Raw genomic sequence first — 16,941 nt, 5'->3', positions numbered from 1 at the left:
CGAAAAGGAGAAGAAAATGCAAACAACATTACTATATGGAAAAGACAATTTAACGATTAATGTTCCAGATGATGCACTTATTTTAGAACCGCGAAATTCCCCGGGTCTTGATGATGAAATGGGGGCTTTAAAAGAGGCGCTTCAAAACCCAATTGGGTCACCTCCTTTAGCGGAAATGGTGAAAGCTACGGATAAGGTAGCCATCGTAATTAGTGATATTACACGCCCGACACCTAATGAGAAGCTTGTTCCGGCTTTAATCAAAGAATTAAGCCATGTTCCACTTGAAAATTTTGTGATTATTAATGGAACCGGAACACATCGTGATCAAACAGAGGAAGAGTTTGTCCAAATGCTAGGGCAATGGGTTGTTGATAACATTCGGATCATTAATAACCATTGTCATGATAAGGAAACGCTTGTCAAAGTAGGACAAAGTAAATTTGGCTGTGACGTTTATTTAAATAAAGAGTATGTTGAAGCGGATTTTCGAATTGTAACAGGTTTTATCGAGCCCCACTTTTTTGCCGGTTTTTCCGGTGGACCCAAAGGAATCATGCCTGGGATTGCAGGGATTGAAACAATTATGACTTTTCATAATGCGAGAATGATTGGTGATCCTTTAGCAACTTGGGGAAATATGGTGAATAACCCTTTGCAGGATATGACAAGGGAAATAAACATGATGTGCAAGCCTCATTTTATGCTGAATGTTACCTTGAACCGTGAAAAGCAGATTACAAATGTATTTGCTGGAGAATTAATTGCCGCGCACGACAAAGGCTGTGCTTATGCAAAAGAGCATGCAATGACGAAATGTGATCACCGTTTTGATGTAGTCATAGCATCCAATTCCGGCTACCCACTCGATCAGAATCTGTATCAAGCAGTAAAAGGAATGAGTGCGGCTCATAAAATTGTGAAAAAGGGTGGAACGATTATTATTGCTTCAGAATGCTCAGATGGACTTCCAAGCCATGGGAATTATGCCGACATATTAAAAATGGCCAAATCCCCACAGGAGATCCTAGACATGATCAATAATCCTGAATTTAAAACTTTTGACCAGTGGCAAGTGCAAAAGCAGGCTGTCATCCAAGTATGGGCTGATGTTTATGTATATTCTCTGCTTACAGATGAACAAGTGACACAGGCGATGTTGAAGCCGACCCAAAATATTGAAGAATTAATAGAGCAGCTTAAAGAAAAGTATGGTAAAGATATGTCAGTTGCAGTACTACCATTAGGTCCACTAACCATTCCTTATGTCGATTCAGAGGACTAATGTCTCCTTTAATCTGTCCATTCTAAATCATTTAAATTTTCTTTTAAAACTGGTATTGTTATAGGAGTATATAGTTCTTCTACAATGGAGTCTATTTACACCTTTCTAACTAGAGGAGGACCGAGTCATGTCCCAAAGTTTTTCGGCTGTATTAATGAATGAGAATGATAATGTTGCAACTGTTTTGGCTGATTTAGAGGTAGAATCATTTGTTACTGCTTCGTATGGAGATAAGGAATTGGGTGTAAAGCTTTTACAATCAATTCCCTTTGGACATAAATTTGCCGTTGCTTCGATTAAAAAGGGTGAAAAGATTTATAAGTACGGTGAGATCATCGGTGTTGCTTCTTGTGATATTGCTATAGGAGAACATGTCCATGTTCATAATCTTGAGGGAACACGTGGTAGGGGGGATATAAATGGATAACCAACAATATTTTATGGGATATAGACGTCCGGATGGAAAAGTGGGAGTTCGTAATCACGTATTGATTCTTCCTACCATCACTTGTGCGACACAGGCTGCATACCAAATTACCCAACTTGTGCATGGGACTGTTAGTTTTATTCACCAGCATGGTTGCACGCAGGTAGGGGTGGATTATGACCAAACCTTCCGAACGTATGTAGGTGTAGGACTTAATCCAAACGTGTATGGCGTAGTCGTACTCGGATTAGGCTGTGAAACACATCAAGCCAGAAGTGTGGCGGAAGAGATTGCAAAAAGTGGTAAACCAGTTGAGACAGTTTCTATTCAAGAGAATGGCGGGACTTTACAAACAATCGCGAACGCAGCTAAGATTGCCGCTAAAATGGTTCAGGATGCTTCCGCAATAATGAGAGAGCCTTGCCATGTAAGTGAGTTAATTGTGGGAACAGAATGCGGTGGTTCGGATGCATGCTCTGGTCTGTCTGCAAACCCTGCAGTTGGCTATGTAAGTGACTTAATTGTAAAAGAGGGTGGAACTGCAATCCTTGCAGAAACGACAGAATTAATTGGCGCAGAGCACTTGCTTGCAAACCGTGCAGTTGATGACCGTACTGTTGATAGGGTATATGAAAAGATTAAGCAAGCTGAAGGTCGAGCACTAATGATGGGTATCGATATTCGCACAGGGAATCCTACACCAGGGAACATAGCGGGAGGATTAAGTTCGCTTGAGGAAAAATCACTTGGAGCGGCTACAAAGTCTGGCACTAGCCCTCTTCAAGAACTGATTGACTATGCAGACATTCCAACCAAAAAAGGGCTTGTCTGGATGGATACTCCAGGGCAGGATATTGAACAACTTACTGGAATGGTGGCTGGAGGTGCACAGGTAGTCCTATTTACAACTGGCCGTGGTACGCCTACGGGATCACCAATTGCACCTGTAATTAAGATTTCAACTAATACACCTATGTTTAATAGTATGAGAGATAATATGGATTTGAACGCAGGAACTATCATTGATGGAAATGAAACTGTACAATCAGTTGGACAGTCTATCTTTGAGGAAATTAAATCTGTCTCATCTGGTAAACTTACAAAATCTGAAATTTTGAAGCAAAATGATTTTGGTATATGGAGGATTGGACCAACTTTTTAACATACTCATCAAAAATTTCCATTTGACGTTCTTACCCAGATATTATATATTGTATTGAGGTAAAGAATGCCCAGGTAAATATGGGAGAGGTTCATAGCTGATACCCTCTATAAAAAACTATGGAAACATGACAAATGCCATGTCCATAATCGGATGTGGCTTTTTCTGTTTTTTCATACGTATTCTATAGAATGATTGGCTGAACCTCTCTTGATAAGTGTTGGGAAACATTTACAAGGAGGTTTTTTTATGTCTGGCCGAAGCCATGAAGAAGGTTTAAAGGATTTAACACTATTAGGTAATCAAAATACTCAATATTCATTTGAATATGCACCAGAGGTACTCGAGGCAGTCGATAATCTTCATTCAAATCGTGATTACTTTGTAAAATTTAATTGCCCAGAGTTTACTAGTCTATGCCCACTTACACATCAACCTGACTTTGCGACAATATATATTTCATATATTCCTGATAAAAAACTTGTTGAGAGTAAATCATTAAAGCTATATTTATTCAGTTTTAGAAATCATGGTGATTTCCATGAGGATTGTGTCAATATCATTATGAACGATTTAATTAACTTACTTGATCCGAGATATATCGAGGTTTGGGGGAAATTTACTCCACGTGGTGGTATCTCGATTGATCCATGGTGTAACTATGGAAAGCCAGGAACGAAATATGATGAAATGGCGAATTATCGTTTAATGAACCATGATTTAAATCCGGAAAAAATAGATAATCGATAAAAAAGTTAATTAAGAAAGAGGTTTTTAGCTACCCTCTTAAAAAAACTAAGAAAAGACGAGACAGCACTTTTTCTTAGAGTGCTGTTTTTTTGTTAGAAGGTGGTTTTGACTATGAATCGGGAAAAAGCAATCGTTGTATTTAGTGGGGGTCAGGACAGTACAACATGTCTGTTCTGGGCAAAGGAACGTTTTGAAGAGGTGGAAGCAGTGACTTTTGATTATGGTCAAAAGCACAGTCTTGAAATCGAATGTGCGAAGGATATTGCAGCAGAACTTGGTGTCAAACATCATATTCTTGATATGTCCCTTTTGAATCAGCTTGCTCCGAATGCATTGACACGACAAGACATAAAGATAGAAGAGGGAGAAAATGGAGAGTTGCCTTCGACTTTTGTGCCTGGTCGAAATCTGCTTTTTCTTTCATTTGCCGGGGTTTTAGCGCGTCAAGTTGGGGCAAAGCATATCGTGACAGGAGTTAGTGAAACAGACTTTAGCGGGTATCCTGATTGCCGAGATATTTTTATGAAATCGTTGAATGTAACGTTAAATTTATCGATGGATGATTCCTTTGTGATTGAAACCCCGTTGATGTGGCTGAATAAGGCACAAACATGGGAGCTTGCCGATCAGCTTGGGGCACTGGAATTTGTCCGCGAACGAACGTTAACCTGCTATAACGGTATAATTGCAGATGGCTGTGGTGAATGCCCGGCGTGTAAACTGCGAAAAAAAGGGTTAGATGAATTTTACTTAGGGAAATCCAACTTAGAGGAGTAATATCATGAGAATACTATTTTACTTATTATCGATTGTTACCGCGAATGTGGTTACTGCAGCTTTTGCGCCATTGGTGTTTGGAATTTTTATCATTCCAATGGGTACGTTATTGGTTGGAGCGACTTTTATTCTCCGGGACTTGGTGCAAAATAAATATGGTAGAGCAAAAACATATCTATTTATTTTTATAGCTTTAATCTTATCAGCATTGGTTTCATTCATGCTTGGGGATACATTATTAATTGTGGTGGCATCGGCCATTTCATTTGTTGTTTCTGAATCAGCTGATACCGAAATTTATTCTAGATTGAAACTGCCACTCGCTTGGCGCGTATTCTATAGCGGAATTGTTGGAGGATTTCTCGACTCTGTTATTTTTGTAATTGTTGGCTTAAGCCCACTAGGAGCTAATATTCTGCCATGGGAAGCCGTACCAGCTGCTATTTTAGGGCAAATTATTGTTAAGACAATCATTCAAATGATTGGCGCTCTAATTTTGAACAAAGTTCGATTGAATGGTTTGGATAACGTAGAAACAATTAACTAAAAATCCATGAAGAAGCCACATTTAATGTGGCTTCTTCTGATTTTTAATAAGAAAAACATTCTAAATCAGTCTAAAACAGTGACCTTCACTTGTTTTCGACCGAAATTGATGGCTTCTTGTTTAGACGGAATAAAGACATCAATTTTATTTCCTTTGATGGCTCCACCAGTGTCTCCAGCAATTGCTTCTCCATAGCCTTCTACATGGACTTTACTGCCAAGAGGGATAACAGATGGGTCAACAGAGATAACCTTTGCATTTGGGTTTTCTAATAGATTAATTCCAGTTGATGTAATGCCTGAGCAACCTTCACATGTAGCAGTGTAGGCTGTAGCTTCTACAACAATTACCTTTGAACCTGTATTACTTGTTTCAGTAGCTGGCACTGCAGCAGTATTAGTATTTGTTGCTTTAGTTGCCGGTGCTGTAGCTACCGTTTCCTTTTGTGTTTCAACAACTGGTGCTGCATTTGTAGTTTCTTTTGGTGCTGCTGCAACAGACTGTGCCGGTGTTTCCACAGTAACAGCCGCTGTAGCTTTTACGCCTTCAAAGATTAATAGATTTAACCCAGGATGGATCAGGTCAGGGTCAGTATGTATTTGGTTCCACTCTTGAAGTTGAGAAACTGTGACTTGATGTTCTCTTGCTATGTCCCATAATGTGTCACCTTGCTCAACTGTATATTGTTTTTCAGGTGCAATTGTAAGTTCATCTCCAGGGTGAATTAGGTCTGTCGTAAGATGATTTAACATCTTGATGTTTTGTACTGATGAATTATTTGCTCGTGATAAATCCCAAAGGGTATCACCTTTTTGTACTGTAATCGTTGATGCTTGTACATTAGCACTTACTGATACTGAGAGTACAGTACCTGCCAAAATCCCTACCATTTTTTTAAGCATTCTTTTACCCTCCATGTTCTTTGGTTGCTAATTTTCAATAATCGTAACATAGATTTACCGTAGAAAAAGAACAGGGAGGTTTTAAATTGGTTACATCTATGGCAATTATATTGCAAAAGCATTTCTGGTAGCTGCCAAAAAGGGATGTACCTAGCCAAGTGAGAGATAAAGTATGCTAAGATGTAGTGGATGATAGTAAAATATTAATGGAGGAATATAAATATATGAGTAATCTACCAAATTGTCCAAAATGTAATTCTGAATTCACCTATGAGGATGGAACGCTATTGGTTTGCCCAATATGTGCACATGAGTGGGCATTAGGGTTAGAAGTAGAGAATAACGAAGATGATAAGATAATCAAGGATGCAAATGGAAATGTATTAAGTGATGGGGATACTGTAACAGTTATCAAAGACCTTAAAGTAAAAGGAAGTTCATCCACACTAAAGCAAGGTACGAAAGTAAAAGGTATACGTTTAGTAGAAGGAGACCATAACATTGATTGTAAAATTGATGGTTTTGGGGCAATGAAATTAAAATCAGAATTTGTTAAAAAGCTATAAATAAGGTTCTTATGTAAAAAGCGTCAAAGACTAGATCAATGTCTTTGACGCTTTTCTACTTACTGAGGAATTTCTACAAAAAACGCTACCCCTCAACATGCCTTCTAGCTCGATAAAGTCTACTACCAAGTTCATTTATCGCAATTGCTACTAATATAATAGCTGTGCCTACCCACTGTAGCCCCGTAACCGTTTCTGACAAAATAAGGCTAGCTGATAGGATGGCAACCGGTAATTCAATGGATGTTAAGATATTGGCGACTCCCCCTGAAACCAATGGTGCACCCACTGCAAAAAAGAGTGGAGGAAGGACTGCTCCAAATAGCGAAACACCAGCAGCAGTCGTTAAAAGGTTTGCCTCCATTGGAAGTACAGATGGAATGTCACGCATGAATAGGATAAGTATTAAAATGGTTGATCCAGTTGCCATTAAAGAAGTCCTAGCTAAAGGATCTACATCTACAGCAACCTTTCCGCTGAAAAAAATAAAACCAGCATATGTGAATGCAGAAAGAATACCAAATAGGAAACCTTTAAAAGGCAGTCCCTGAATATCACCATTTACTATATTGGATGCAAAAAAGACCCCGATTAAAATGAAAACAATCGATAGAATTGTGACAGGTGCAGGCTTTATTTTGCTGAAAATCCATTCTAAAATAATGCCAATCCAAACGAATTGAAACATTAAAATAATAGCCAACGAAGCCGGTAAAAATTGCATCGATCCATAATAAAAAATACTAGTTAATCCGATAAAACAACCGGTTATCATTATTTGTGGAACATTTCTCTTATTTAGCCCTTTGAAGCTCGGGCGTTTAATCAAAGTAATAGACCATAATAAAAATGATGAAATAATCATTTGAACGATATTAATTTGGCCTAGTGAATAGCCATAGCTAAACCCCAATTTAGCAAAAATCGGTGTAAACCCAAAACATCCAGCACCTACTAATACAAATAAGATGCCCTTATTTATTTTCATTATGAAACCTCCAGTTGCTCAAAAACTACTAAACTATTATAGCATGACAACAGGATTGGCTGGTCTTTTTCACTCCTTTAAAAGGGAGGTTCTTTTTGGAAATGAAAAATCTCCTTGACCAATTATCAAGGAGATTCTCAATGATTTTAATTCTTTATAGAGCGAGTGATATTTTTATTGCCTCTTTGTACTTCAACCTCACTTTTTAATCCTTTTAATAGTGAGAAGCACATGATGATTAAGATAATCGCAAAAGGAAGAGCAGCTGCGATGGAGGCTGTTTGCAATACTTCCAATCCTCCAGCTAAAAGAAGTACAGCGGCTAAAGCTGATTGGATGACGCCCCAGGTTACTTTAATTTTATTCGAAGGATTTAATGTTCCACCTTCACTCAGCATGCCTAATACAAAGGTAGCGGTGTCGGCAACTGTTATATAATAAATCGCTACGACGGCAAACCCCAGAATACTTAACAAAGAACTTAATGGAAGGTAATCAAAGAATGTAAAAATAGACAATGAGACGTTTTCGGTAATATGGGTTGCAAGGTCTCGATTTCCAGTGTTTAGAACAAGATCTAATGCGGAACCGCCGAATATGGACATCCAAAGACATGTTCCAAGGGTAGGGAAAATCAACACGCCAATCACAAACTCTCTTACTGTTCGTCCTTTTGAAACGCGGGCAATAAACATTCCGACAAATGGAGCCCAGGCTATCCACCATGCCCAATAAAATAATGTCCACGATGCAATCCATTCCCCTTCACCAAAGGGCTTTAGCCTTAAACTCATATGAATAAAGTCACTTAGATAGAGACCTGTTGTATTAAAAAATACTTTTACAACAGTCATGGTCGGCCCCACAATTAAGACGACTAACATGATTGCAAAAGATAAAATCATCGCTGTATTTGATAAATACTGGATTCCTCTCTCTAAGCCTGTATTAATCGAAATTGTAAAAAGGACCGTCGCGACTGCAATCACAATGATCTGGACGAATAATGCATTGGGAACGCCGAATAAATCATGCATTCCGGCCGTAACCTGCATAGCACCAAGTCCTAAGGATGTTGCAATCCCAAAAACTGTTGCAAAAATGGACAGTATGTCAATTGTCTTCCCGATCGGCCCGAAAATTCGATCGCCAAGCATTGGGTAGAACGCAGAACTAATGGATGCAGGAAGCTTTTTATTATATTGAAAAAAAGCAAGGGCTAAACCAATAATTGTATAGATTGCCCATGGGTCAAGGCCCCAATGAAAAAAGGTATATTTCATTGCAGTATTGGCTGCCTCAACCGTAAAACCTTCCCCAACTGGTGGATTTGTGTAATGGGTAACTGGTTCGGCAACACCCCAATAGACAATCCCGATACCCATCCCTGCACCAAACAGCATTGCAAGCCAGGAACCGGTGTTGAAATCAGGTCGATCCGTTTTTTTACCTAGCCGAATATCACCATATCTTGAAAATAATAAATAGACGGAGAAAATCACAAAGAATAAGGTTGCACCAAGATATACCCAGCCAAGATAATCAATTGAGCCATTATAAATGATATCGGTGACATGAGCGAGATTCTCTGTAAAAAAGACACCCCAAATAATAAAAATAAGGGTAAGTATTAATGAAATAATAAAAACGCTTGATCCGTTTTGACTTTTTCTGGCCATGGGAACCTCCTAGTAAGATAAAATGCATATTTTTTAAGTGAAAGTAGGATGTTTTCAAAGGTAAGATTACGAATTCTGATCCTGAAGATTATAAAGAAACTCCCACTTGTCGGCGTTCATCAACTCAAACGCTGATATTTCTAGTCCGCCTCCTAGGTAAACAGTTTCGGCCTTAACTGCCAGAACCATTGTTATAAATAATTCGGTACTGTCCTTTTTCTGGTAGATGTCTCCTAAAGCAGGTAGCAATGCATTGTCTAAAAGATTCACATTTTGGGGCAGGGCTTCCTCTAAATCTGCAACATCAGCAGATTCCATGTCTTTAAAATCGATTGGATGGCTGTCTTTGTCACGGCCAGGCACCATTAACATGTACTCATTGTGCTTGATTCCGTGAGAATTACTTGTAATGATTCCTTTTCTATCTACCGTTTCAGCCATTTCAATTTCATTTAGCGAATAAGTGTCTAAAGAATCGGGCCTTGGATTGTGAATTAATATATAATCGCCTTCTTCAGCATTTTGATCGAGCCGGAGCGTATATGCCTTGTGATTAAAAATAAAGCTGTCAAATTCCTTTGGTTTATATCTTTCCACTTGCGCCGCACTGGTTAAATGCTGAGATAAATCTCTTAGCTTTATAAGATGAACAGATTGCTTATACATTGGTTTTACCCCATAAACCTTATGTAACTCGTTATTGTAATAGACAAATTGTCCTTTTCTAACCTGAAACAATTTCACCAATAAAACTCCCTTCAACCATAGGTTTTTAAAGCTGCGAAATCAGTAGAGAAATTTAAATGTAGTAGAAGGCTTTTCACTTTATCCCTCATTAGCATGTCTTTTTTTAGGTGAAACAATGTAAGAATTGGAAAGTTTAAAATGTGGAAAGTTGCAGTTGGGGTTTTTTACATTCATCAGGTGAACGGAATGGCAAATAAAAAAGATACAGCCTTTTCATTAGAAAAGTTCCCTGTATCTCTTTTTATTACATGGCCATTTCACCATTATCATAGTTTATTTGCCAATGGATTCCGAATTTATCTGTTACTTGACCGTAGAGTTTGCTCCAGAATGTTTCTTGTAGTTCCATTTCAACAGTTCCGCCATCCTTTAATTGTTCATACCAAGATTTTAAATCATCCATATTTTTACTAATTAACGCAAGTGTAACGTTGTTGCCTTCAACAAAAGGCTGACCAGGGAAGTTGTCTGAAAACATGATATTACTTCCATCGATGTTAAGACGGGCGTGCAAGACCAAGTCTTTTGCTTCTTCTGGAAGCTGGTATTCTGGACTTTGCGGGGATTGAGCAAAAGTCATAATCTGGGGTGATTCACATTTAAACACCTTTGCGTAAAATTCGACGGCTTCTCGGCAGTTGCCATTAAAAACAAGATAAATATCTACAGACATCATTTCACTCCTCTAAAATGGATTATGTACAAATACCATTTTATCCGATTATGTAAATCATAACCATTTCATTTCTAAATTTATGGAAATCTAGAGGTGAAGTAGATTTTTTAAAAGCAAGTTTATGAACTACGGAAAATGGGGTTATTTTCATATTATGTGTCAACTTTTTGACAAAATTGAGATTCGAATTTGACCAAGAAAAAACATAGTAAAATAGACTAGAAACAATGTATGGCTAGGAGTTTACCAAATGGGTAAGAGAGGAAGTAAGGGAAAAAATTGAGATCATATAATAGATTTTTCACACTGCTAATAGCGTTACTTATGATAAGTTTGGTAGGTTGTGGCAAGGAAGAGATGGTAACAAATGTAGGAAAACTAGACTTTACACAACCCTTAAAAATTCCAGAACTTGTCGAACCTACAATAGAGCCTGATGGTACAAAAAACTTTACATTAACAATGGAAAAAGGAAAAACGGAATTGTTGCCAGGGAAAATGGCGGATACCTTTGGAATTAACGGTACCTATTTAGGTCCAACCATTAGGGCTTCGCGCGGTGACAAGGTTTCTTTTAATGTCGCAAATAACTTAGGGGAGACATCTACATTACATTGGCACGGGATGAGATTGCCAGCTGTGATGGATGGAGGTCCACACCAAATGATTGAGGCAGGGGATACATGGACACCACATTGGATAATTGATCAACCTTCTGCCACGACCTGGTACCACCCTCATTTACATGGGAAAACGGGACAGCATGTATATCGAGGACTTGCAGGCATGTTTATTATCGATGACGAGGATTCTAACAAACTTCCTTCTGAGTATGGTGTTGATGATATTCCACTTATAATACAGGATAAATTATTTACGAGTGATGGCCAAATGAAAGAGGATAACGAAGGGGTTTTCGGCACACTTGGTAATGAAATACTTGTGAATGGAACGTACGACCCTTTTCTTGAAGTGACATCAAGTCAGGTTCGATTTCGTTTGCTTAATGGGTCGAATGCTAGAGCTTATCATTTTGGCTTTACCGATGGCCGTTCTTTTAAGCTTGTCGCAAATGATGTTGGGCTCCTGCAAGAGCCGGTCACTATGGATCGTTTTATGTTAAGCCCTGGGGAACGTGCAGAAATTGTAGTTGAATTCAAGCCAGGCGAGGAAACGATTCTCCATAGTTTTAGCGGAAATAATGGAATTGATAAAGGAGAATTTGATTTGTTGAAGATTGTGGCAGCTTCTGAATTAACGCAAGTCGCGCCAATAGAGGGGCAATTATCGACTGTCCCACCAATTGAAGTTCCAACAGATGCGCCGGTCCGTCAATTCAAGCTAACAATGGAGAACAAGATTAATGACAAATTAATGGATATGAATCGAATTGATGAAGTTGTTCCAGCCGGTACAACGGAAATTTGGGAGATTAATAATTTTGGTTGGTCTCATAATTTCCATATTCATAATGCCGCTTTCCGTGTCTTGGACATTAATGATAAGGAACCAGCAGAGTATGAGAGAGGTAGAAAGGACACGGTGTTTATTCCAAATGGATCAAAGGTGAGGATTGTTGTAGAGTTCGGAGACTACCCAGATCCAAATGTCCCGTATATGTATCACTGCCATTTATTGCGTCATGAAGACGACGGCATGATGGGCCAATTCCTACTAGTCGAACCAGGTACAGAATCACAGGTGCCAACCACATTACCTAAAAAGGGAAATGGACATGATCATCATTAATAGGTAATCCCATACAAAGAGGTAAGAACATTCACTTGAAAATGTTCTTACCTTTTTTAGTGTATAACATGTATTAAATTTCTTTATCCTTAAGGGCAGAAGGGTAGTGGATGATGACATTTTCAGTTTTTGTTACCTTTTTCTTATTTACAAAATGTAGTGCCAATGCTGTAAAAATAAAGCCACCAATAAAATTACCAATTGTAACAGGAATTTGATTCCACAGCCACCAATCACTTAAGCTAATATTAGCCCCCATAAAAATGGCTGTGGGAATAACAAACATATTGACGACGGCGTGTTCAAAGCCAAGGGCGAAAAACATAAACACTGGCAGCCACATGGCCGCAATTTTTCCAATCGTTGAACTTGAAACGAATGCCATAAAAGCACCCAAAGTGACCATCCAATTACATAATATGGCCTTTGTTAATACAACAATTATTCCTTCTCCACCAAGGCTTTTATAGGCGAGAGTTTTTCCCTCTGCCACCGAAATAATTTTGTCAAGCATGTCTCCTTGGGTGACATGCCCCAATTTTGTTGTCACTATATAAAATAAAATACCGTACAAAAGGCTTCCTAGAAGGTTTCCAAGAAAGGCCCAAAAGAAATTATTGATAACTTTTGTGCTAGAAGTTAGGCCTCTTATTCTAGCAAGCGGCAGCATGGCGAAATTACCGGTCACCAGCTCGAGACCTAATAACAATATGAGTACGAACCCAGCGGGAAAGATAAAAGCACCTACAATACTTAGGTTTGTTTCAATCGTAGCTGTATAGGCGAATGTAGTTGCAAATCCCAAAAAGGCTCCTGAGAGTATCCCTTTTATTAAAATATCACTTGGTTTCAAGTTCGATTTGTAAACACCAGCAATTGCAACATCTTCTACTAACTTTGTTGGTTTTATATAGTCCAAGTCTAGTCCTCATTTCATTTGAATAGTCACACTCTCTATATTGTAATGAGCTAGAATTTCCTTAACAAGAACAATTTAACAAATATTAACATTTAACTATTTGCACTGTGGATATAGGAATCCAGCAAAAGTAATATAAAAGGAGATTTTCCATTTATATTCAAAATGTTGCTAGTTTCGGGGTAAATAAGGGGAGGTTTTCCGACTAAGCAACACAAAATCCCCCAAGTTCGAATTTTTCGAGACAATAGGCGGAATCTCTCCGTCTATTTTTGCTCCTTTTTATAATAATTACGACTTAGGCGAAATTTCTCCGCCTATTTATTAGCCTGGCTACTTAACCCATTCCCCAGCCGATAAGTGCTGACCCACTTGGACCTGGATGCGGGAATTAGTAGCTAGAGATTAATAAAATTTACGAATGTTCCCGGTGTCCCCCTTATAGATTTAGATAAGAAGCTAAAAGGGGGATACCATTATGAATGATTGGCTTACAAGCTTGAAGACAAGAACACCTCAAGAGGGCTTTGAATTGGCCATTATGTTAGCAAGGAAGGGTGTAGGATATACGCAACCCTCAGAAGAAATTAGGAAAAAGTTGCGACCTAAGTATGCAAAAAATCCAGATAGTCTAACTTTGGCATCACAGGTAATTGCCATTCATTTTCAAACAATCGCTGCTGCTAATAACTATTGGAAATAATAACAACAATCTAAAGGAAAATACTGTATAATTTTGTAAGAATCATTCTTTTGGCCTACTATTATTTAAAGTGGATTAACAGACGAAAGGAAGGGGGTGGGAATCGTGGCAGTAGCAGCTTTAGTTTTGGGTATTATAGGTTTGTTTTTTGCGTGGATTCCTTTTTTAGGTTATGTGATGCCTGTTTTAGCTATTATTTTTGGAGTTATTGAAAGAAATAATGAAGAAAAAAAAGGAATGGCTATAGCTGGACTGATTCTTGGGATCATTTCATTGGTAATCTTTAAATTAGGATTTTGGGTATTGGTTATGATTGGGGCAATTGCTGATAGTAGCGGTCTCTGATTACATTGCCATAAAAACTTCAAATACGATACATATCTGTAAAATAATATACTTGAAAAAAGAAAGTCACTTTACTTCCGATAGGATAATAAAGTGACTTTCTTATATATCAGCAAATGTGGTTGTTTTTATTGGTGAACGAGTGTTTTTTGATCAGCCTCATCGGCACTTGTATCCCAATTGTTTCGAATGATGTAGTCAAATGCACTTAAGGAAGCAGTTGCACCTGAGCCCATTGAAATAATAATTTGCTTATAAGGACTATTTGTGCAGTCTCCTGCAGCAAACACTCCAGGGATATTTGTAGCACCGTGATTATCAACAACAATCTCACCCATTCGGTTGCGTTCGATTGTGTCACCTAGCCAATCTGTATTTGGCACAAGTCCAATTTGAACAAACACACCTTGTAATTCAATATGATGTTCTTTTTCAGTGTTACGGTCAACATAAGAAATACCGTTTACTTTGTCAGTACCCGTAATTTCTGTTGTCTGAGCATTTGTAATAACTGTTACGTTTGAAAGACTGAATAGACGGTCTTGCAGTACAGTGTCAGCCTTAAGCTCTGAATTAAATTCAAGAACTGTTACATGCTTCACAATACCTGCGAGGTCAATTGCAGCTTCAACACCAGAGTTACCGCCACCAATAACGGCTACTTCCTTGCCTTCAAATAAAGGACCATCACAATGCGGACAGTACGCTACACCTTTGTTCTTGAACTCTGCTTCACCTGGTACATTTACATTACGCCAACGAGCACCAGTTGAAAGAATAACGGTTTTACTCTTTAGAACAGCACCGTTTTCTAGTTCAATTTCAACGAAATCCCTCTTTTCAATACGTTTCGCACGCTGAAGGTTCATCACATCAACATTGTATTCTTTTACATGTTCTTCGAGATTTGCTGCAAGCTTAGGACCTTCCGTACGCTTCACACTGATAAAGTTCTCAATGCTAAGTGTATCTAAAATCTGGCCACCAAAACGTTCTGCAACAAGGCCTGTACGAATGCCTTTACGCGCTGAATAAACTGCTGCACTTGCACCCGCAGGTCCGCCTCCGACTACAAGAACATCGTATGGGTCCTTTTCAGCAAATTCTGATGCATCAGGAGTACTTCCAAGGTTCGAAAGGATTTCCTCTAATGACATACGTCCACTGCTAAAAGATTCACCATTTAAGAATACGGTCGGTACTGCCATGACATTTTTACTTTCAACTTCTTCTTTGAAAGCAGCCCCATCAACCATTGTATGTGTAATGCCAGGGTTCAGTACGCTCATCAAGTTAAGTGCTTGTACAACATCAGGACAGTTTTGGCAGCTTAAGCTTATATATGAGACAAAGTGATATTCATCTTTAATATTTTTGATTTGGTCAATCAGTTTTTGCTCAACCTTCGGAGCTCTTCCGCTTACTTGTAAAAGAGCCAAAACAAGTGAAGTAAATTCATGACCAAGCGGGATACCAGCAAAGGTTACCCCAGTATCTTCACCAACACGGTTCACACTAAAGCTTGGTGTTCTTTCTAATTCAGTTTGTTCAACTTTAATTTTAGGTGACATTGCTGCCAACTCATTAACGAGTGACAGCATGTCCTTTGAAACTTTATCAGACCCTGCGCTGACTTTAAGTAGCACATCATTTTCTAAAAGTTCGAGATATTGGTTTAATTGTTGCTTTATGCCAGCATCTAATACCATTTATCGCACCCCTTAAATTTTACCTACTAAGTCTAGGCTTGGCTTAAGTGTTTCGCTTCCTTCTTCCCATTTAGCTGGGCAAACTTCACCTGGATTGTTACGTACATATTGTGCAGCTTTAATTTTATTAACAAGAGTACTTGCATCACGGCCAATACCGTCTGCATTAATTTCCATTGCTTGTACAACACCGTCTGGATCAATGATGAAAGTTCCGCGTTGTGCAAGACCTGCTTCTTCATCTAACACGTCAAAGTTGCGTGATATTGTTTGTGAAGGGTCACCAATCATCACATACTGAATTTTGCTAATTGCATCTGAGTGATCGTGCCATGCTTTATGTGTGAAATGTGTGTCTGTTGAAACAGAATAAACTTCAACACCTAATTCTTTTAATGTTGCATATTGGTTTTGAAGATCCTCAAGCTCAGTTGGGCAAACGAATGTAAAATCTGCTGGGTAAAAGCAAACAACACTCCATTGTCCTTTTAGGTTTCCCTCCGAAACCTCGACAAAATCGCCATTTCCGGCATTGTAAGCTTGTGCTGTGAATGGTAGTATTTCTTTTCCGATAATTGACATAATAAAATTCCTCCAATATGAAAATATTTAAAAATAGATTATTAGTATTATGGACTAAAAATCTATAATTATTACTTGTTTATACTAATTATTATATAGATATTATTATTTATGTCAATGCAAAAGCATTATTTATTATAATTAAATAGTTTCTTCCTATAATCAATTCCCATTATTCATTTCATATTATCATTTAGCGAGATTGACATTGCAACAAATTTGATTCATAATATTCCTAATCTATAAAACAAAAAGATAGTTACGGACTCATCTAATTATATAAGAAGTAATGATAGGGAACTAGTAAATAGTCCTCGGGTAAAAGAGAGTAAAATTCATCGGCTGAAAGATTTTACGCGCCTGCAATGCTATTGAACCTGTCCCTTGAACTGTTAGGCAAAACCTAACCGTCGCCTGCGTTAAAGGGT

General features: G+C 38.3%; 18 protein-coding genes, 1 riboswitch and 1 other annotated feature (1 of these 20 running past the window's edge). Of the genes, 10 read left to right on the top strand and 8 right to left on the bottom strand.

Going from position 1 to position 16,941, the window contains the following annotated elements; all coding sequences use genetic code 11:
• The first annotated feature begins 16 nt into the window (after positions 1-16).
• The 6 genes from larA (at position 17) to V7112_RS09940 (ending at position 4,948) form a co-directional block, all read left to right on the top strand.
• Positions 17-1,285 (top strand): nickel-dependent lactate racemase, encoded by a 1,269-nt coding sequence (gene larA / locus V7112_RS09965; protein ID WP_335418491.1) that lies wholly within the window; start codon positions 17-19, stop codon positions 1,283-1,285.
• A gap of 127 nt (positions 1,286-1,412) precedes the next feature.
• On the top strand, positions 1,413-1,712 hold the full coding sequence (locus tag V7112_RS09960) for a UxaA family hydrolase (RefSeq protein WP_335418488.1): 300 nt from the start codon (positions 1,413-1,415) through the stop codon (positions 1,710-1,712).
• Positions 1,705-2,874 carry a UxaA family hydrolase gene (locus V7112_RS09955; RefSeq protein WP_335418485.1) on the top strand — a complete coding sequence of 390 codons (1,170 nt, stop codon included), beginning with the start codon at positions 1,705-1,707 and terminating at the stop codon, positions 2,872-2,874. The genes V7112_RS09960 and V7112_RS09955 overlap by 8 nt, the downstream gene beginning before the upstream one ends.
• A gap of 80 nt (positions 2,875-2,954) precedes the next feature.
• Positions 2,955-3,001: riboswitch (PreQ1 riboswitch) on the top strand.
• A 122-nt stretch (positions 3,002-3,123) separates the two neighbouring features.
• Positions 3,124-3,624: a preQ(1) synthase gene (queF, locus tag V7112_RS09950; RefSeq protein WP_335418482.1), complete on the top strand. Its 501-nt coding sequence runs from the start codon at positions 3,124-3,126 to the stop codon at positions 3,622-3,624.
• A 111-nt stretch (positions 3,625-3,735) separates the two neighbouring features.
• Positions 3,736-4,401 carry a 7-cyano-7-deazaguanine synthase QueC gene (gene queC / locus V7112_RS09945; protein ID WP_335418479.1) on the top strand — a complete coding sequence of 222 codons (666 nt, stop codon included), beginning with the start codon at positions 3,736-3,738 and terminating at the stop codon, positions 4,399-4,401.
• A gap of 4 nt (positions 4,402-4,405) precedes the next feature.
• On the top strand, positions 4,406-4,948 hold the full coding sequence (locus tag V7112_RS09940; RefSeq protein ID WP_335418475.1) for a VUT family protein: 543 nt from the start codon (positions 4,406-4,408) through the stop codon (positions 4,946-4,948).
• 65 nt (positions 4,949-5,013) lie between these two features.
• Here the strand turns inward: V7112_RS09940 and V7112_RS09935 are convergent, their stop codons facing one another.
• The gene (locus V7112_RS09935; protein WP_335418472.1) at positions 5,014-5,850 is read right to left on the bottom strand and encodes a LysM peptidoglycan-binding domain-containing protein; all 837 of its coding nucleotides are present in this window, start codon (positions 5,848-5,850) and stop codon (positions 5,014-5,016) included.
• Positions 5,851-6,074: 224 nt separating this feature from the next.
• Here V7112_RS09935 and V7112_RS09930 point away from each other — a divergent pair, with 224 nt between their 5' ends.
• Positions 6,075-6,416, top strand: coding sequence for a zinc ribbon domain-containing protein YjdM (locus tag V7112_RS09930; protein WP_335418469.1), 342 nt, complete (start codon positions 6,075-6,077; stop codon positions 6,414-6,416).
• 85 nt (positions 6,417-6,501) lie between these two features.
• On the opposite strand, the gene V7112_RS09925 is transcribed toward V7112_RS09930, so the two are convergent.
• The 4 genes from V7112_RS09925 to V7112_RS09910 form a co-directional block, all read right to left on the bottom strand.
• Positions 6,502-7,404: an EamA family transporter gene (locus V7112_RS09925; RefSeq protein WP_335418466.1), complete on the bottom strand. Its 903-nt coding sequence runs from the start codon at positions 7,402-7,404 to the stop codon at positions 6,502-6,504.
• Between the two features lie 146 nt (positions 7,405-7,550).
• Complete coding sequence (locus tag V7112_RS09920) at positions 7,551-9,083, bottom strand: glycine betaine uptake BCCT transporter (protein ID WP_335418463.1); 1,533 nt, start codon at positions 9,081-9,083, stop codon at positions 7,551-7,553.
• 66 nt (positions 9,084-9,149) lie between these two features.
• Positions 9,150-9,827: a hypothetical protein gene (locus V7112_RS09915; protein ID WP_335418461.1), complete on the bottom strand. Its 678-nt coding sequence runs from the start codon at positions 9,825-9,827 to the stop codon at positions 9,150-9,152.
• 247 nt (positions 9,828-10,074) lie between these two features.
• Positions 10,075-10,503, bottom strand: a complete 429-nt coding sequence (locus tag V7112_RS09910) for a VOC family protein (RefSeq protein ID WP_335418458.1) — start codon at positions 10,501-10,503, stop codon at positions 10,075-10,077.
• A 282-nt stretch (positions 10,504-10,785) separates the two neighbouring features.
• Here V7112_RS09910 and V7112_RS09905 point away from each other — a divergent pair, with 282 nt between their 5' ends.
• Positions 10,786-12,255, top strand: a complete 1,470-nt coding sequence (locus V7112_RS09905) for a multicopper oxidase family protein (RefSeq protein WP_335418455.1) — start codon at positions 10,786-10,788, stop codon at positions 12,253-12,255.
• Positions 12,256-12,328: 73 nt separating this feature from the next.
• On the opposite strand, the gene V7112_RS09900 is transcribed toward V7112_RS09905, so the two are convergent.
• Positions 12,329-13,174 (bottom strand): formate/nitrite transporter family protein, encoded by an 846-nt coding sequence (locus V7112_RS09900; RefSeq protein WP_335418452.1) that lies wholly within the window; start codon positions 13,172-13,174, stop codon positions 12,329-12,331.
• Positions 13,175-13,652: 478 nt separating this feature from the next.
• Between V7112_RS09900 and V7112_RS09895 the strand changes: the two genes are divergently transcribed.
• Together V7112_RS09895 and V7112_RS09890 are read left to right on the top strand one after the other, a co-directional pair.
• The gene (locus tag V7112_RS09895; protein WP_335418449.1) at positions 13,653-13,877 is read left to right on the top strand and encodes a hexameric tyrosine-coordinated heme protein; all 225 of its coding nucleotides are present in this window, start codon (positions 13,653-13,655) and stop codon (positions 13,875-13,877) included.
• 105 nt (positions 13,878-13,982) lie between these two features.
• A complete protein-coding gene (locus tag V7112_RS09890; RefSeq protein ID WP_335418446.1) occupies positions 13,983-14,222 on the top strand; it encodes a DUF4190 domain-containing protein in 240 nt (79 codons plus the stop codon).
• 128 nt (positions 14,223-14,350) lie between these two features.
• Here V7112_RS09890 and ahpF read toward each other — a convergent pair whose 3' ends face one another.
• Complete coding sequence (gene ahpF, locus V7112_RS09885; protein ID WP_335418443.1) at positions 14,351-15,931, bottom strand: alkyl hydroperoxide reductase subunit F; 1,581 nt, start codon at positions 15,929-15,931, stop codon at positions 14,351-14,353.
• Between the two features lie 12 nt (positions 15,932-15,943).
• Positions 15,944-16,513, bottom strand: a complete 570-nt coding sequence (ahpC, locus tag V7112_RS09880; RefSeq protein ID WP_335418441.1) for an alkyl hydroperoxide reductase subunit C — start codon at positions 16,511-16,513, stop codon at positions 15,944-15,946.
• Positions 16,514-16,793: 280 nt separating this feature from the next.
• Positions 16,794-16,941: a binding site (T-box leader), on the top strand (it continues 79 nt past the right edge of the window).

Source organism: Bacillus sp. JJ1566 (genome assembly GCF_036962685.1).
Taxonomy (GTDB): domain Bacteria; phylum Bacillota; class Bacilli; order Bacillales; family Bacillaceae_L; genus Ferdinandcohnia.
Note: the sequence above shows the minus strand (reverse complement) of the source record. Positions and strands in the feature narration are given on the sequence as shown.

Coding starts and splice junctions, on each gene's coding strand:
- V7112_RS09925 (WP_335418466.1), bottom strand. CDS start 7,404: ATGAAAATAAATAAGGGCATCTTATTTGTATTAGTAGGTGCTGGATGT.
- queF (WP_335418482.1), top strand. CDS start 3,124: ATGTCTGGCCGAAGCCATGAAGAAGGTTTAAAGGATTTAACACTATTA.
- V7112_RS09955 (WP_335418485.1), top strand. CDS start 1,705: ATGGATAACCAACAATATTTTATGGGATATAGACGTCCGGATGGAAAA.
- V7112_RS09920 (WP_335418463.1), bottom strand. CDS start 9,083: ATGGCCAGAAAAAGTCAAAACGGATCAAGCGTTTTTATTATTTCATTA.
- larA (WP_335418491.1), top strand. CDS start 17: ATGCAAACAACATTACTATATGGAAAAGACAATTTAACGATTAATGTT.
- V7112_RS09935 (WP_335418472.1), bottom strand. CDS start 5,850: ATGCTTAAAAAAATGGTAGGGATTTTGGCAGGTACTGTACTCTCAGTA.
- V7112_RS09895 (WP_335418449.1), top strand. CDS start 13,653: ATGAATGATTGGCTTACAAGCTTGAAGACAAGAACACCTCAAGAGGGC.
- V7112_RS09940 (WP_335418475.1), top strand. CDS start 4,406: ATGAGAATACTATTTTACTTATTATCGATTGTTACCGCGAATGTGGTT.
- ahpF (WP_335418443.1), bottom strand. CDS start 15,931: ATGGTATTAGATGCTGGCATAAAGCAACAATTAAACCAATATCTCGAA.
- V7112_RS09930 (WP_335418469.1), top strand. CDS start 6,075: ATGAGTAATCTACCAAATTGTCCAAAATGTAATTCTGAATTCACCTAT.
- ahpC (WP_335418441.1), bottom strand. CDS start 16,513: ATGTCAATTATCGGAAAAGAAATACTACCATTCACAGCACAAGCTTAC.
- V7112_RS09960 (WP_335418488.1), top strand. CDS start 1,413: ATGTCCCAAAGTTTTTCGGCTGTATTAATGAATGAGAATGATAATGTT.
- queC (WP_335418479.1), top strand. CDS start 3,736: ATGAATCGGGAAAAAGCAATCGTTGTATTTAGTGGGGGTCAGGACAGT.
- V7112_RS09910 (WP_335418458.1), bottom strand. CDS start 10,503: ATGTCTGTAGATATTTATCTTGTTTTTAATGGCAACTGCCGAGAAGCC.